Here is a 15,458-nt window from a genome sequence, read left to right as displayed (position 1 = left end):
CTTATGGCTCGCGACCGGTCCTCGGACGACCGGGACCCCCGCTCACCGCAGCCCGAGGAGGCCCTCCCGTGGCAGACCGCACACCACCACTCGGCGTCGAGGAACTGCGCAGCCTCGTCGCGAGCGGTGAGATCGACACTGTCGTCCTGGCCTTTCCCGATATGCAAGGGCGGCTGCAGGGCAAACGCTTCGCCGCCCGCTTCTTCCTCGACGAGGTCCTCGACCACGGCACCGAGGGCTGCAACTACCTGCTCGCCGTCGACACCGAGATGAACACCGTCGACGGCTACGCGATGTCGTCCTGGGAGAACGGCTACGGCGACTTCGCCATGCACCCCGATCTCGCCACCCTGCGCCGCGTCCCCTGGAACGAGGGCACCGCGCTCGTCATCGCCGACCTCGCCTGGGCCGACGGCGCCCCGGTGGTCGCCGCGCCCCGCCAGATCCTGCGCCGCCAGCTGGAGCGGCTCGCCGAGCACGGGCTGACCGCACAGGTCGGCACCGAGCTGGAGTTCATCGTCTTCAAGGACACCTACGAACAGGCCTGGGACGCGAACTACCGGGGGCTGACCCCGGCCAACCAGTACAACATCGACTACTCCGTCCTCGGCACCGGCCGCATCGAGCCCCTGCTGCGCCGCATCCGCAACGAGATGGCGGGCGCCGGACTCACCGTCGAGTCCGCCAAGGGCGAGTGCAACCCCGGCCAGCACGAGATCGCCTTCCGCTACGACGAGGCCCTGGTCACCTGCGACCAGCACGCCGTCTACAAGACCGGCGCCAAGGAGATCGCCGCCCAGGAGGGCATGTCGCTGACCTTCATGGCCAAGTTCAACGAGCGCGAGGGCAACTCCTGCCACATCCACCTCTCGCTCGCCGACGCGGACGGCGCCAACGCCATGGCAGGGCCGGACGGCATGACCGACCTCATGCGGCACTTCCTGGCCGGACAGCTCGCGGCGCTGCGGGACTTCTCCCTGCTGTACGCGCCCAACATCAACTCCTACAAGCGGTTCCAGCCGGGCTCCTTCGCCCCGACCGCGGTCGCCTGGGGCCACGACAACCGCACCTGCGCACTGCGCGTGGTCGGCCACGGCCGCTCCCTGCGCTTCGAGAACCGCCTCCCCGGCGGCGACGTCAACCCGCACCTCGCGGTCGCCGGGATGGTCGCCGCGGGCCTGTACGGCATCGAACAGCGCCTCCCGCTGCCCGAGGCGTGCCCCGGCAACGCCTACACCGCCGATTACGAACACGTCCCCACCACCCTGCGCGAGGCCGCCGAGCTGTGGGAGAACAGCCCGCTCGCCAAGGCCGCCTTCGGCGACGAAGTCGTCGCGCACTACCGGAACATGGCGCGCGTCGAACTCGACGCCTACGACGCCGCGGTCACCGACTGGGAGCTGCGCCGCTCCTTCGAACGCATGTGAGGCCCCACGTGTCCGACCAGCTCCACGTACTGAACCCGGCCACCGAGGAGGTCGTCGCCACCGTCCCGGCCACCAGCGCCGAGGAGGTGGACGCGGCGGTCGTACGGGCCGCCCGCGCCCAGGCCCGGTGGGCGGCCCTGGCCCCCGGCGACCGGGCCCGGCTGCTGCGGCGGTTCGCCGTCGTCGTCGACGAACACCTGGAGGAACTGGCCCGGTTGGAGGTCCGCGAGGCCGGGCACACCCTCGGCAACGCCCGCTGGGAGGCGGGCAACGTCCGCGACCTGCTGGACTACGCGGCGGGCGGTGTGGAACGGCTCACCGGGCGGCAGATCCCGGTCGCGGGCGGCCTCGACATCACCGTCCTGGAACCCCTCGGCGTGGTCGGCGTGATCGCGCCCTGGAACTTCCCCATGCCCATCGCGGCCTGGGGCACCGCCCCCGCGCTCGCCGCGGGCAACGCCGTCCTGCTCAAGCCCGCCGAGACGACCCCGCTGACCGCCCTGCGCCTCGCGGAACTCGCCCTGGAGGCGGGACTCCCCGAAGACCTGTTCCAAGTCCTGCCCGGACACGGCCCGGTCGCGGGGAACGCCCTCGTCGAGCACCCGGGCGTGGCGAAGATCGTCTTCACCGGGTCAACAACCGTGGGCAAACAGGTGTTGGCGAAGGGCTCGGCGCTGCTGAAGCGGGTCACCCTCGAACTCGGCGGCAAGAGCCCCAACATCGTCTTCGCCGACGCCGACCTCGAAGCCGCAGCCCAGGCCGCCCCCATGTCCTTCCTCGACAACGCCGGACAGGACTGCTGCGCCCGCACCCGCATCCTCGTCCAGCGGTCGGTGTACGACCGGTTCCTGGACCTGCTCGCCCCGGCCGTCGAGGCCGTACGCGTCGGCGACCCCGCCGACGAGAGCACCGACATGGGCCCGCTGATCTCCCGCACCCAGCTCGACCGCGTCCGCTCCTACGTCGACCCCGACGCGCCCGCCATCCGCGGCAAGGCCCCCGAAGGACCCGGCTACTGGTTCCCGCCCACCGTCCTCACCGGCGTCGACCCGCACGCGCGCGTGGCCGTCGAGGAGGTCTTCGGACCCGTCGCCGTCGTCCTGCCGTTCGCGGACGAGGAGGAGGCGGTCCGGCTCGCCAACGCCACCGACTACGGCCTGTCCGGCTCCCTCTGGACCCGGGACATCGGCCGCGCCCTGCGCGTCTCGCAGCACGTCCGCGCGGGCAACCTGTCCGTCAACTCCCACTCCAGCGTCCGCTACTGGACCCCCTTCGGCGGCTTCAAGCAGTCCGGCCTCGGCCGCGAGCTGGGCCCGGACGCGCTCACCGCCTTCACCGAGACCAAGAACGTCTTCATCAGCACGGAGGGCCCCGCACAGTGACCGAAGAGATTGTCTGCCGCCGCCTGGTCGGCCGTACCGCCGTCATCACCGGAGCCGGCAGCGGCATCGGCCTTGCCGCCGCCCGCCGGCTCGCCTCCGAGGGCGCCCACGTGGTCTGCGGCGACGTCGACGAACAGCGCGGCAAGGCCGCCGCCGAGGAGGTGGGCGGCACCTTCGTCAAGGTCGACGTCACCGACGGCGAGCAGGTCGAGGCGCTGTTCCGGACCGCGTACGAGACGTACGGCAGCGTCGACATCGCCTTCAACAACGCCGGGATCTCGCCGCCCGACGACGACTCCATCCTGGAGACCGGCCTGGAGGCCTGGAAGCGCGTCCAGGAGGTCAACCTCACCTCCGTCTACCTGTGCTGCAAGGCCGCGATCCCCTACATGCGCCGCCAGGGCAAGGGCTCCATCATCAACACCGCGTCCTTCGTGGCCCGGATGGGCGCGGCCACCAGCCAGATCTCCTACACCGCGTCCAAGGGCGGCGTCCTCGCCATGTCCCGCGAACTGGGCGTGCAGTTCGCGCGGGAGGGCATCCGCGTCAACGCCCTCTGCCCCGGCCCGGTCAACACCCCGCTGCTGCAGGAGCTGTTCGCCAAGGACCCCGAGCGGGCCGCGCGGCGCCTGGTGCACATTCCGGTCGGACGGTTCGCCGAGGCCGAGGAGATCGCCGCCGCGGTCGCCTTCCTGGCCAGCGACGACTCCTCGTTCGTCAACGCCACCGACTTCCTGGTCGACGGCGGGATTTCAGGGGCCTACGTCACCCCCCTGTAACCCTCCGCCTACAGTGCCCGCATGAGCATGTCGCCCCCACCCGGCTGGTATCCCGACCCGCACGCACCCCATCTGGAGCGCTGGTGGGACGGCACGGCCTGGACCGAGCACCGGCGCACGCCGGAGGCGACCGCGCCCGTGCCGACGGCCGCGGGCAACGCCGGGCGGGCCAAGGCCGTCGCCGTCACCACGGCGGCGGCCGTGCTCGTCGCGGCGATCGTCACCGGCGCGGTGGTGCTCGGGCAGGACGACGAACCGACGATCGCGACCGCCACCACCCGGGCCCCCACCACCAGCGAGCCGCCCTCGCCCTCACCCACACCGACCACCAGCGCGCCCTCCGCCGACGACCCGTCCGTCGTGACCGACGAACTCAACGGCATCACCCTGCCGTTGCCCGACGGCTGGGTCCGGCCCAAGTACGTCACCGACAGCGACGTCGTCATGACCACGGACGGCACCTACGACTGCCCCGGCGACGAGGGCGTCTGCCGCCACGGCCTGGTCATCTCCCGCACGATCACGTCGAACGACGAACGGTCCCCGGAGGTGCTGGCCAAACAGGACATCAAGGAGGCCGCCGAGGACGCCTACGACCGCGACAGCATCGGCAATCGGCCCTACGGCGGCATGGAGTCCCACAAGGTCGTCAAGTCCGGCCCCGTCGCGGTGGCCGGGCGGGCCGGGTACTTCGTGCGCTGGCGGGTCACCACGGCCAAGGGCCCCGGCGGCTACGTCCAGTCCACGGTCTTCCCGTCCCGCGTCGGCATCGAGTCCCCGGTCTGCGTCCGCTACGTCTTCGACGCGGGCGAGGACGGCCCGCCCCTGGCCGACATGGACCGGATCACCAAGGGCATCCGGTCCGTCGACGACCCCGAGGGCGGCGGCGGAGTGGGCAGCAGCGTGGGACCGGGGGAGGGCCTGAGCGACTAGAGGAAGGTGTGGCCCTCACCGCGGTACGTCGGCACCGTCGCCGTGACGCGGTCGCCCTCGATCAGATGCACCTGCTCGAAGCGCTCGCACAGCTCACCGGCCTTCGCGTGCCGGAACCACACCTTGTCGCCGATCAGCAGATCGTCGGCGGGTGAGCCCAGCAGGGGCGTCTGCACCTCGCCGGGGCCCTCCTGGGGGTCGTAGCGCAGCCCCTCCGGGAGGTACGGCACCGGCAGCCGGTCCGGTCCGGCGGCACCGGAGGCCGGGTAGCCGCCGCCCAGCACCGTCACCACGCCCACACCCGGGCGGCGCACCACGGGCTGGGCGAACAGGGCCGCCGGACGCCCGCTGAAGGACGTGTAGTTGTCGAACAGCCGCGGCACGTACAGCCCCGACCCGGCGCCGATCTCCGTCACACAGTCCTCGGCGGCGGTGAACTGCACACTGCCCGTGCCGCCGCCGTTGACGAACCGCAGCCCGGGCGCGACCGCGCGCAGCCCGGCCACCACCTCGGCCCGCCGCCCCGCCAGTTCCCGGCGCGCGGTGGCCTGCATCAGCCGCACCGCCCGCGAGCGCAGGGGCCGGCCGGCGATCGAGTCACCGACTCCGGCGATGTGTCCCTCGTACGCCATCAGCCCGACGACCTCGAACCCGTCCCGCCGGGCCACGATCCGCGCCAGGTCCGCGACCTGGTCGGGGGAGTGCAGCGGGGAGCGCCGGGCACCGATCCGGACCCGGCCGCCCAGCAGCTTCAGCGAGGTGTCCAGCTCCAGGCAGACCCGCACGGTCTCCCGGCCGCCCTCGCGTGCCTCGTCGATGAGCCGGAGCTGGGCCGGGTCGTCGACCATCACGGTGATCGCGGAGGCGAGCTTCGGGTCGCCGGTCAGCTCCGCGAAGCCGGCGCGGTCGGCGGAGGGATAGGCGAGCAGGATGTCGTCGAACCCGGAGCGGGCCAGCCAGATCGACTCGGCGAGCGTGAACGACATGATCCCGGCGAAGCCGTCGCGCGCGAGGACGCGTTCCAGCAGCGCACGGCAGCGCACGGACTTGCTGGCGACGCGGATGGGTTTGCCGCCCGCGCGGCGGACGAGATCGTCCGCGTTGGCGTCGAAGGCGTCCAGATCCACGATCGCGAGAGGGGCGTCGAGATGGGCGGTGGCCCGGTCGTAACGGGCCCGGTCGGCGGCGCGCGCAGTCATGAACGCAGCCTGCCAGACCGGATTACCGCAGGGTAGGGGGACGTTCCGGGCTAAAGCCCCGGGCTCGTGGACTGGTTCCCGTCGGGCGGGGGTCAACCCGTAGAGTGACGCGCACGCACGGGAGGGCGCGGATGCCGTCCCTCTCGGGCGGGTAGAAGTCGCCCGGAACACCGGGCGCGGGCGAACGACCGGTGCCCGAGCACCACCAAGAGGAAACAGGGGGGCGCATGAACCAAGAAGCGCAGCGCGCCCCCTTCCCCCGCCGCCCGGACGAGGGCTCCACCCCGGACACCGCCGGCACCCCGCCCCGCTTCCCGCGCCTGCGCGGCCCGTCGGACGCCCCGCCCCCGCCCAAGGCGTCCTCCCGCTTCCCGGACGCGCCCCCGCCGCCGAAGCAGCCACCGGCGGCGGAGGAAGTCCCCCCACGGCCGTCCACGCCACCGCGCCCGACGTCGGCGCCGCCCACGACGACGCCTCGCTTCGACGGCCCGCCGAAGGCGCCGGCCCGCCCGGCCACCGACCCACCGGGCACGGCTGCCTCCGGCACGGTTCCCCCGCGCCCGGCGTCTTCCGCTTTCACCCCGCCCCGCCCGGACGGCTCGCCGTCGGCGTCGCCGCGCCCGGGTGGGTCCGCAGGGGATCCCTCGCGTCGGGCAGCCGGCCCGTCCGGCGCCGCCGGGCCCGCGCGGCCGGGCGGTTCGGCGCCGGAGGCGGCCCGTTCAGGCCGATCGTCCGGCGTACCGCCGCGTCCGAACGGGGCTCCCTCGGGGGCTGATCGCCCGGGCGGCGCCGACGAGGCTTCCGCGCGTGCGGGCGCCGGTTCGCGCGGCGCCACCGGGCCCACGCGTCCGGCCGGTTCGACTCCCGTGCCTCCGCGTCCGAACACGTCGCCGCCGGGGCCCGGCCACTCGTCGGGGGCGCCGTCACGCCCGACGGCCGCCGGGGCGGTTCCGCAGGGCCCGGCATCGGCTCGCCCGGGCGGGACCGCCGAAGGCCCGCCCCGCCCGACCGGCGCCGTCGTACCCCCGCGCCAGGCTCCGGCGTCCGTGCCGCCACGTCCGCATGGCTCGGCACCGGCCCGCCCCGGTCGGGCCGCGGAGACTCCGTCGCGCCGGGGTACCGACCCGACCGGCACCGCCTTGCCCACGCGTCCCCAGAGCCCGGCGTCGGCTCGCCCGGCCGGGACCGCCGAAGGCCCGGCCACCGGCCCGTCCGGCGCCGTCGTACCCCCGCGCCCGCAGGCTCCCGCGTCCGTGCCCCCGCGTCCCGCCGCCGCCCCCGCGCGCCCCGCCTCCTCCGTGGACGCCCTCGCGCGCCCCGCGGCCATGCCGCCGCACCCCGCGCGGAAGCCCGGGCCGGTCGAAGGGCTGTCCGAGACCACTCGGCGGCTTCGGCCGGTCAGGGAGGAGGCGGAGCCGGAGAACAAGGCGCCGCGGGTTCCTGATCCGGCTCTTTCCTGGAGCGCCCCTGTCAGCCCTGTCGCCGAACGGCCCGTCGTGAGCTTCGCGCAGCCCGAGGGGGTCGCCCGGAGGTTCAAAGGGCGCGGCGGGGCCCGGGTCGCCGCCGTGGCCGCCTGTCTCGTGCTCGGGTTCGGGCTCGTCGGGGGTGCTGTGACCGGGAGCTGGCTCGTGGGGGACTCCCAGGCCGCCGGGTCCCGGGACAGCTTCGTCGCCGCCCGGAGCATCTGGCACAGCGTGCCCGTCGACCAGCTGTTCCCCGCGACCGTGGCGGGCCAGGGCGCCGGACCCGGAGGCGCCGACCGCACCTGGACGCGGATCGCCGTCGCGCCGGACACCGGCTGCAAGGGCGCCTTCGACCCCCTCCTGCGCAAGGCCCTCGCCCCCGTCGGCTGCCAGCGGCTGCTGCGCGCCACCTACACCGACGCCACCCAGACCTACGTCACCACGGTCGGCCTGCTCTTCACCAAGGCGGACGCCCCCGCCATGGCCTCCCTCGCCAAACGCTTCACCGAGGAGGAACTGGACCGCCGTACCGACCTGATGCCCCGCCCGTACGGCCCCGGCTTCGAGAACGACATGCGCGCCTCCTGGACCGTCTCCGTGCTCACGGACGCCCCCGTGGTCGTCTACGCCGTCTCCGGCTGGCGGGACGGCCGCGGCGTCGACCAGCCGCAGCCCGCCGAGGAGGCCATGGAGACCGGCGCCACCACGGCCCCCGCCCAGGCCGGCCTCGGCCACGAGGCACAGGGCCTCGCCGACCGCATCGAACGCGCCCTGCGCAAGCAGGTCGGCCCCTACGCCAAGGAGCAGGCGTCGTGAGGGCCCGCCGTACGGGCCTGCTCAGTGTCCTGCTGGCCGGTGCCATCGCCCTGGTACCCACCACCGCGCACGCCGACGGCATACGCGCCCAGCAGTGGGCCCTCGAAGCCATGCACACCGAGCAGGCCTGGCAGACCACCAAGGGCAAGGGCATCACCGTCGCCGTCCTCGACACGGGCGTCGACGACCAGCACCCCGACCTCGCCGGGAACGTCCTCCCCGGCAAGGACATGGTCGGCTTCGGCGCCGAGCGCGGCGACCGCGCCTGGGCCCGCCACGGCACCGCGATGGCCGGCATCATCGCGGGCCACGGACACGGCTACGGCAACGGCGACGGCGTCATGGGCATCGCGCCCGAGGCGAAGATCCTCCCCGTCCGCGTGATCCTGGAGGACGGCGACTCCGCCCGCGCCAAGGCCCGCACCACCCGCGGCAACGCCCTCGCCGACGGCATCCGCTGGGCCGCCGACCAGGGCGCCGACGTCATCAACCTCTCCCTCGGCGACGACTCCAAGTCCGCCCACCCGGAACCGGCCGAGGACGAGGCCGTCCAGTACGCCCTGAAGAAGGGCGCCGTCGTCGTCGCCTCCGCGGGCAACGGCGGAGAGAAGGGCGACCACATCTCCTACCCGGCCGCCTACCCGGGCGTCATCGCCGCGACCGCCGTGGACAAGTTCGGCACCCGCGCCTCCTTCTCCACCCGCCGCTGGTACGCCACCGTCAGCGCCCCCGGCGTCGACGTCGTGATCGCCGACCCGGACCGCAAGTACTACCAGGGCTGGGGCACCAGCGCCGCCGCGGCCTTCGTCTCCGGCGCCGTGGCCCTGGTCAAGTCCGCACATCCCGGACTGACCCCGGCCCAGATCAAGAAGCTGCTGGAGGACACCGCCCGCAACGCGCCCGACGGGGGCCGCGACGACTCCCGCGGCTACGGCTTCATCGACCCCGCCGCCGCCATCGAGAAGGCGGCCGCACTCGAACCGGCGGGCCTGAAGCCGAAGGCGTACGGCGAGCAGTACTTCGGTTCCGGCCCCGACACCGGTGAGTCGGACGACGGCGCCACCGGCTGGGCCGCCCCGCTGGCGGGCGGCATCGGGGGAGTGCTGCTGGTGGCCGCCGTGGTGCTCTGGCGCGGGCGCCGGGAGGACGTGCTGTAGCCCCGGCGGCTACTCTTCCGCGAACACCGACACCGCCGCCTTCGCCGCCGCCTCCACCAGCGCGACCCCGTCCTCCTTCGTCGCGTTCCCGTCCGACAGCGCGGCCACCAGGAACTCCCGCCCGTCCACGGTGACCCGCCCGACGCTGTTGATCACCCACAGCCCGGTCGCGCTCCGCGGCAGCCAGCCGTTCTTCAGCGCGCACGCCGAGCCGTCCGCGGCCACGGACACACCCCACCGCTGATCCTCGACGACCTGCCCCATCAGCCCCTGGAGATACGTCCGCGAGGCCTCGCTCAGCTCCGACTCCTGCCCGAAGACCTGCCCGAGCAGCGCGAGTTGGTCCGCCGCCGTGGTCCGGGTCAGGCCCCACAGCATCCCGTCGCCGCCCTCGGTGTCCGTCAGACCCAGACGCTCATTGGCCGCCGCCAGCCCTTCCGCCCGGCCGACCGCCTGCCACAGGGCGGAGGCGGAGTCGTTGTCGCTCCGCTCGATCATCGCGGTGGCGTACGCCTTCTCCGCCGAGGTCAGCGCCCGCCCCTCGTCCTGCGCCCGCAGCAGCAGCGCGGCCAGGATGTCGACCTTCACGACGCTCGCCGTGACGAAGGAGCCGTCCCCGTACGCGGCGCTCGCACCGGAGTCCGCGTCCAGCACCGCCACGGACACCCGCGCCCCGTCCGCGACACCCACCGACTCCATGGCCTCGGCCAGCCGCTCCTCGGGATTTACCGTCGGCCGGGTCACCGGTTCCACACGCGCCTCCTCGCTCGCCGCCGCCACCACCGGCGACGGCGATGACGACGACGATACGGACGCGAGCGGCGCGTCCCGCTCCTGCACGTACACCGTCCCCGCGGCCGTACCGCCCACCACCGTCACGGCGGCCAGGGCGAGGTACAGCGAGGGAACACGGCGTCTGCGCGCGCGGGAGGAAGCTCGGGAAGACGCTCGGGAGGACTCCATGCCCGCGATGCTCGGACCGGTGACTGTGCCCCCGATGAGCCGGACGTTAGATCTGTGTCAGGGAAGTCTGAGATTCCGGTGAAGGCGGTCACGCCCGTGTTTCCGGCCCCGCACAAACGCTGCAGGATCCCCCCGATAAGGTCGGTGACCGTGGCGAAGAAGAACATTCCCGACCCCCCGTTCTCCGACGACGACGGCTCCCCCGACCCGGCGCTGAGCGCGGCGCTCGCGGCCTGGTCCCAGGACCGCACCGCCGTGGCCCCGGTGCTGAAGGCACTCAAGGACGCCCGGCTGCTCGTCCCGGTCGTGGCCGTCCTCGGCGAGGTCGAGGAGGACGAGAACGGTCTGCGCCGCGAGAAGACCAGCGAGATGGCCGTACCGACCCTGCGCGCCGGTGACCGCAAGGCGCTGCCCGCCTTCACCTCCATCGACTCCCTCGCCCGCTGGGACCCGGCCGCCCGCCCGGTCGCGGTCGCCCTGCACCAGGCCCTGGAGGCCGCGGCGCACGAGAAGGCCGACACCGTGGTGCTGGACATGTCGGGCCCGGTGACGTTCGAGCTGACCGGCCCGGCGCTGCTCGCCCTCGCCGAGGGCCGTACGTCGACCGACCCGCTGGACGACCCGGCGGTCGTGGAGGCCGTGCGCGCGGTCGTCGCCGGTGAGCCCGTCGTGCTCAGCGCCCACCTGGGCCCCGGCGCCAACGACGGCACCCTCGCCCTGGTCCTCGACCCCGGGGTCGCCCCCGACCAGGGCGTCCACGCGGTCGCCCGCCGCCTCGCCGCCGACGAGACACTGAGGGCCCGCCTGGTGCGCGGCCTCGACCTGGCAGTCCTGCCGGCCGGTGCCACGCCTCCGGGCGAGCCCTTGTTCGTACGTGAATGAAGCGCCTGTGACTAGCCGTAGACCGGGCCCGTGTACTTCTCACCCGGACCCTGGCCCGGCTCGTCCGGGACCAGGGACGCCTCGCGGAAGGCGAGCTGGAGCGACTTCAGGCCGTCCTTGAGCGGGGCGGCGTGGAAGGAGCTGATCTCGGTGGTGCTCGCGTCGAGCAGTCCGGCGAGGGCGCTGATCAGCTTGCGGGCCTCGTCCAGGTCCTTGTACTTGTCACCCTCCTCGGTCAGACCGAGCTTCACGGCGGCGGCGCTCATCAGGTTCACGGCGACCGTCACGATCACCTCGACGGCCGGGACCTCGGCGATGTCGCGGGTCATCTCGTCGAAGTCGGGCGTCGTCTCGGGGCTGTCCGAGGGGGAGGTGTCACTCATGACGACCACGATAGGCGCAGGGGCGGGCCGGGACCGACCCCGCCTCGGTTAGCCCTGACCCCGGGGAGCTGCTAACCTTGGGTGACGACCGGCCGCACACCTATGTGTACGGCCCACAAGTGGAGGCTCCGAACTCCCACCTGACCGTCCTCCGGGACGGCGGGTCACCGGTCAGGCGGCCACCACCGTTCCGTACGGACGGTGGAGTCGCCCGAAATCGCGCCCCGCGGTTGACGCGGCGGTGTTCCGGCAGTGGAGCCCCGCCTGTGTCCCGTCCGGGGCATTTTTCATGCGCCGCGATGGTTGGTCCCTATGTCAATCAGACATACGCGGCTGTCCGCCAGACCGCCGTGTGGTGCTACCGAGGAGGATCCATCAGCGCCGAGCCCCGCATCAACGACCGGATTCGCGTTCCCGAGGTGCGACTTGTCGGTCCCAGTGGCGAGCAGGTGGGCATTGTCCCGCTGGCCAAGGCACTGGAGCTTGCGCAGGAGTACGACCTGGACCTGGTCGAGGTCGCGGCGAACGCCCGTCCGCCCGTGTGCAAGCTCATGGACTACGGGAAGTTCAAGTACGAGTCGGCCATGAAGGCCCGTGAGGCGCGCAAGAACCAGGCGCACACGGTCATCAAGGAGATGAAGCTCCGGCCGAAGATCGACCCGCACGACTATGACACCAAGAAGGGTCACGTCGTCCGGTTCCTCAAGCAGGGCGACAAGGTCAAGATCACGATCATGTTCCGTGGTCGCGAGCAGTCCCGGCCGGAGCTCGGCTACCGACTGCTGCAGCGTCTCGCGGAGGACGTCCAGGACCTCGGTTTCGTGGAGTCGAACCCGAAGCAGGACGGCCGGAACATGATCATGGTTCTCGGTCCGCACAAGAAGAAGACCGAGGCGATGGCCGAGGCTCGCCAGGCTCAGGAGGCCCGCAAGGCCGAAGCGAAGGCCAACCCCGGCCGCTCGCAGAACGCCGCGGACTCCCAGGCCCCTGCTGAGGCTTCCGCCGAGGCGTGATCCCGGGGGACGCCAGTCCCCAGGACACAATCGAAACAAGAGCGACGCTCCCCTGTGCCCGGTTTAGCGACCGGGCACCGGAGCGCCACCGACGAGGAGAGAACGGCGCTATGCCGAAGAACAAGTCGCACAGCGGTGCCAGCAAGCGCTTCAAGGTCACCGGCTCCGGCAAGGTGCTCCGGGAGCGCGCCGGCAAGCGCCACCTGCTTGAGCACAAGTCGTCCCGCGTGACGCGTCGCCTCACTGGCAACGCCGAGATGGCCCCGGGCGACGCCAAGAAGATCAAGAAGCTTCTCGGCAAGTGACGTCTCGGCGCCCGAGCGCCGTACGTCAGGACCGGGACCCAATCGAATCCGGGCCGTGTGAGGACAACCACGGCCCCGCTACAAGGAGTTAACAAGTGGCACGCGTCAAGCGGGCAGTCAACGCCCACAAGAAGCGCCGGGCGATCCTGGAGCAGGCCTCCGGCTACCGCGGTCAGCGTTCGCGCCTGTACCGCAAGGCCAAGGAGCAGGTCACCCACTCGCTGGTCTACAACTACAACGACCGCAAGAAGCGCAAGGGTGACTTCCGCCAGCTGTGGATCCAGCGCATCAACGCCGCTGCCCGCGCCAACGGCATCACGTACAACCGCTTCATCCAGGGCCTGAAGGCCGCCAACGTCGAGGTCGACCGCAAGATCCTCGCCGAGCTGGCCGTCAACGACGCCACCGCGTTCGCCGCGCTGGTCGAGGTCGCGCAGAAGGCTCTGCCGGCGGACGTCAACGCGCCGAAGGCTGCGTGACGCCGGCGCTTGGCCTAGGCCGACGTGCTGTGTACGGACCCGTGGGCTTCTGCCTGCGGGTCCGTCGTGTGTCTTGGTGCGGTGGGTTCGGCACCGCCGTTGACCGCCGTCGTGGTTGATCGCCGTTGCGGCGGAAAGTTGGTCCGTACGAAGGTGAGTGGAATGCCTCCTGTTGCTCCCGAGCTGATCTCTCCCCGTTCCCCCCGTGTCAGCGCCGCGCGGCGGCTGGCCAAGCGGAACTTCCGGAGCAAGGAGCGGCTGTTCCTCGCCGAGGGGCCGCAGGCGGTGCGGGAGGCGGCCGGGGCCGCGGACACCCTCGTCGAGCTGTTCACCACCGTCGAGGCCGCCGAGCGGTACGCCGACATCATCGGTGAGGCCCGCAGCGCGGGCGCCCGGGTGCATCTGGCCTCCGAGCAGGTCGTCGCCGACATCTCCACCACCGTCACTCCGCAGGGCCTGGTCGGCGTCTGCCGGTTCCTGGACACCCCGTTCGAGGAGATCCTCGCCGCCCGGCCCCAGCTGGTCGCCGTGCTCGCCCATGTGCGCGACCCCGGCAACGCCGGGACCGTACTGCGCTGCGCCGACGCCGCCGGCGCCGAGGCCGTCGTCCTGACCGACGCCTCCGTGGACATGTACAACCCGAAGGCGGTGCGTGCCTCCGTCGGCTCGCTGTTCCATCTGCCGTTCGCCGTCGGCGTGCCCGTCGAGGAGGCCGTCGCCGGGCTCAAGGCGGCCGGGGTGCGCATCCTCGCCGCCGACGGCGCCGGGGACGACGACCTCGACGACGAGCTGGACAAGGGCACCATGGGCGGGCCGACCGCCTGGGTGTTCGGCAACGAGGCCTGGGGGCTCCCGGAGGAGACCCGCGCGCTGGCCGACGCCGTCGTGCGCGTACCGATCCACGGAAAGGCCGAGAGTCTGAACCTCGCCACCGCCGCGGCCGTATGTCTCTACGCATCGGCCCGTGCACAGCGCGCCTCCGGAGGGTGCCGCAGCGTCACCGCGAACTAGTAGGGTGACCAGTTCGGGGCCCCTCAGTCGTCTGAGAGGTGGGGTACGGGGATGAGTGTCGGAACGAGCAGCGCACCGGGAGCACGGGACGTGCGTCGCCCGCCCGCGCCCCGGTCCGGTGACCTCGCCGAACTCGGCATCGACCCCGACGACCTGCCCGACGGACTCGTCGTCGCCGACGAGCACGGCCACGTCATCTGCTTCAACTCCGCCGCCGAGCGGATCACCGCCGTCACCGCCGAGGAAGCACTCGGGCAACGGCTGGAGAAGGCCCTGCCGTTAGAGGATCTGGAGGGCCGCCGCTGGTGGCAGTTGACCGACCCGTACGGCGGGCTCGCCATCCGGGTGCGCCAGCCCGAGCGGAACCTGCTGCTGCCCGGCGGCCGTGAGGTCCTGGTCACCGTGCGGTACGTGCGCGCCGAGCCCACCGGCCCGGTGCGCCGGGTCGTCGTCACCCTCCGGGACACCGAGGCCCGCCGCCGCACCGAGCGCAGCCACGCCGAGCTGATCGCCACCGTCGCCCACGAGCTGCGCTCGCCGCTGACCTCCGTCAAGGGGTTCACCGCGACCCTGCTCGCCAAGTGGGAGAGGTTCACCGACGACCAGAAGCGGCTGATGCTGGAGACCGTCGACGCCGACGCCGACCGGGTCACCCGGCTCATCGCCGAGCTGCTGGACATCTCCCGCATCGACTCCGGGCGGCTGGAGGTCAGGCGGCAGCCGGTCGACATAGGCGCCGCCGTCTCCCGGCACATCCAGGCGTACGTGGCCGCGGGACAGCCCGCCGACCGGTTCCTGCTGCGCATCCAGCAGCCGCTGCCCGCGCTGTGGGCCGACCCCGACAAGATCGACCAGGTGCTCAGCAATCTGCTGGAAAATGCCGTGCGGCACGGCGAGGGAACCGTCACGATTGACGTCACGCCCACGGCGTCCCCCCGCGAGGGCGAGGACGCCGGTACGTCGGTCACGGTGAGCGACGAGGGGTCCGGCATCCCGGAGGAGTCCATGAACCGCGTCTTCACCCGCTTCTGGCGGGGCAGCAAGCGCGGCGGCACCGGCCTCGGGCTCTACATCGTCAAGGGCATCGTCGAGGCCCACGGGGGCACCATCACGGTCGGCCGCGCCACCGGCGGTGGCGCCGAGTTCCGATTTACCTTGCCCGTGGCCGCTCCGGCGTTTGAATTCGAACTGCCCCGTAGGGTCGTATAGGGCGGTGGTGGGAGACGGGAGGGCCTGACGGCCGCGGGCGCATTCGTCACCCCTCAC

The 15,458-nt window shown here is 72.6% G+C and carries 15 protein-coding genes; 12 read left to right on the top strand and 3 right to left on the bottom strand.

The genetic code is table 11. The features are described 5' to 3' along the window. Positions 1 to 68: 68 nt before the first annotated feature. The 4 genes from ACZ7L7_RS21470 to ACZ7L7_RS21455 are packed head-to-tail and all read left to right on the top strand — an operon-like array spanning position 69 to position 4,521. The gene (locus ACZ7L7_RS21470; protein WP_285511498.1) at positions 69 to 1,427 is read left to right on the top strand and encodes a glutamine synthetase family protein; all 1,359 of its coding nucleotides are present in this window, start codon (positions 69 to 71) and stop codon (positions 1,425 to 1,427) included. Between the two features lie 8 nt (positions 1,428 to 1,435). Further along, positions 1,436 to 2,809, top strand: a complete 1,374-nt coding sequence (locus ACZ7L7_RS21465; protein WP_285511497.1) for an aldehyde dehydrogenase family protein — start codon at positions 1,436 to 1,438, stop codon at positions 2,807 to 2,809. Then, positions 2,806 to 3,588 carry a 3-oxoacyl-ACP reductase gene (locus ACZ7L7_RS21460; protein ID WP_093722773.1) on the top strand — a complete coding sequence of 261 codons (783 nt, stop codon included), beginning with the start codon at positions 2,806 to 2,808 and terminating at the stop codon, positions 3,586 to 3,588. Before ACZ7L7_RS21465 ends, ACZ7L7_RS21460 begins: the two co-directional genes overlap by 4 nt. A gap of 27 nt (positions 3,589 to 3,615) precedes the next feature. Beyond that, positions 3,616 to 4,521, top strand: coding sequence for a DUF2510 domain-containing protein (locus tag ACZ7L7_RS21455; RefSeq protein WP_453604458.1), 906 nt, complete (start codon positions 3,616 to 3,618; stop codon positions 4,519 to 4,521). Here ACZ7L7_RS21455 and ACZ7L7_RS21450 read toward each other — a convergent pair. Next, positions 4,518 to 5,720: an amino acid deaminase/aldolase gene (locus ACZ7L7_RS21450; RefSeq protein ID WP_453604414.1), complete on the bottom strand. Its 1,203-nt coding sequence runs from the start codon at positions 5,718 to 5,720 to the stop codon at positions 4,518 to 4,520. The two genes, ACZ7L7_RS21455 and ACZ7L7_RS21450, sit on opposite strands and share 4 nt — an antisense overlap. Before the next feature lie 1,496 nt (positions 5,721 to 7,216). Here ACZ7L7_RS21450 and ACZ7L7_RS21445 point away from each other — a divergent pair. Continuing rightward, positions 7,217 to 7,999, top strand: a complete 783-nt coding sequence (locus ACZ7L7_RS21445; RefSeq protein WP_472076816.1) for a hypothetical protein — start codon at positions 7,217 to 7,219, stop codon at positions 7,997 to 7,999. After that, positions 7,996 to 9,156, top strand: a complete 1,161-nt coding sequence (mycP, locus tag ACZ7L7_RS21440; protein ID WP_285511495.1) for a type VII secretion-associated serine protease mycosin — start codon at positions 7,996 to 7,998, stop codon at positions 9,154 to 9,156. The genes ACZ7L7_RS21445 and mycP overlap by 4 nt, the downstream gene beginning before the upstream one ends. A 9-nt stretch (positions 9,157 to 9,165) precedes the next feature. Here the strand turns inward: mycP and ACZ7L7_RS21435 are convergent, their stop codons facing one another. Continuing rightward, positions 9,166 to 10,119, bottom strand: a complete 954-nt coding sequence (locus tag ACZ7L7_RS21435; RefSeq protein WP_285511494.1) for a serine hydrolase — start codon at positions 10,117 to 10,119, stop codon at positions 9,166 to 9,168. A 150-nt stretch (positions 10,120 to 10,269) separates the two neighbouring features. On the opposite strand from ACZ7L7_RS21435, the gene ACZ7L7_RS21430 reads away from it, so the two are divergent. Continuing rightward, a complete protein-coding gene (locus ACZ7L7_RS21430; protein ID WP_285511493.1) occupies positions 10,270 to 11,001 on the top strand; it encodes an SseB family protein in 732 nt (243 codons plus the stop codon). 11 nt (positions 11,002 to 11,012) lie between these two features. On the opposite strand, the gene ACZ7L7_RS21425 is transcribed toward ACZ7L7_RS21430, so the two are convergent. Next, positions 11,013 to 11,384, bottom strand: a complete 372-nt coding sequence (locus ACZ7L7_RS21425; RefSeq protein ID WP_285511492.1) for a DUF1844 domain-containing protein — start codon at positions 11,382 to 11,384, stop codon at positions 11,013 to 11,015. A gap of 350 nt (positions 11,385 to 11,734) precedes the next feature. Here ACZ7L7_RS21425 and infC point away from each other — a divergent pair, with 350 nt between their 5' ends. From infC to ACZ7L7_RS21400, 5 genes are all read left to right on the top strand, one after another. After that, on the top strand, positions 11,735 to 12,397 hold the full coding sequence (gene infC / locus ACZ7L7_RS21420) for a translation initiation factor IF-3 (protein WP_176711943.1): 663 nt from the start codon (positions 11,735 to 11,737) through the stop codon (positions 12,395 to 12,397). Positions 12,398 to 12,507: 110 nt separating this feature from the next. Beyond that, the gene (gene rpmI / locus ACZ7L7_RS21415) at positions 12,508 to 12,702 is read left to right on the top strand and encodes a 50S ribosomal protein L35 (RefSeq protein ID WP_015661694.1); all 195 of its coding nucleotides are present in this window, start codon (positions 12,508 to 12,510) and stop codon (positions 12,700 to 12,702) included. A gap of 95 nt (positions 12,703 to 12,797) precedes the next feature. Beyond that, positions 12,798 to 13,181 (top strand): 50S ribosomal protein L20, encoded by a 384-nt coding sequence (gene rplT, locus ACZ7L7_RS21410; protein WP_004933571.1) that lies wholly within the window; start codon positions 12,798 to 12,800, stop codon positions 13,179 to 13,181. A 162-nt stretch (positions 13,182 to 13,343) separates the two neighbouring features. Beyond that, positions 13,344 to 14,192, top strand: a complete 849-nt coding sequence (locus ACZ7L7_RS21405) for a TrmH family RNA methyltransferase (protein ID WP_471429829.1) — start codon at positions 13,344 to 13,346, stop codon at positions 14,190 to 14,192. Positions 14,193 to 14,243: 51 nt separating this feature from the next. Beyond that, positions 14,244 to 15,401, top strand: a complete 1,158-nt coding sequence (locus tag ACZ7L7_RS21400; RefSeq protein ID WP_453603944.1) for a sensor histidine kinase — start codon at positions 14,244 to 14,246, stop codon at positions 15,399 to 15,401. Positions 15,402 to 15,458 lie beyond the last annotated feature (57 nt).

The sequence above is a fragment of the Streptomyces sp. NPDC110618 genome (assembly GCF_055657065.1).
Note: the sequence above shows the minus strand (reverse complement) of the source record. Positions and strands in the feature narration are given on the sequence as shown.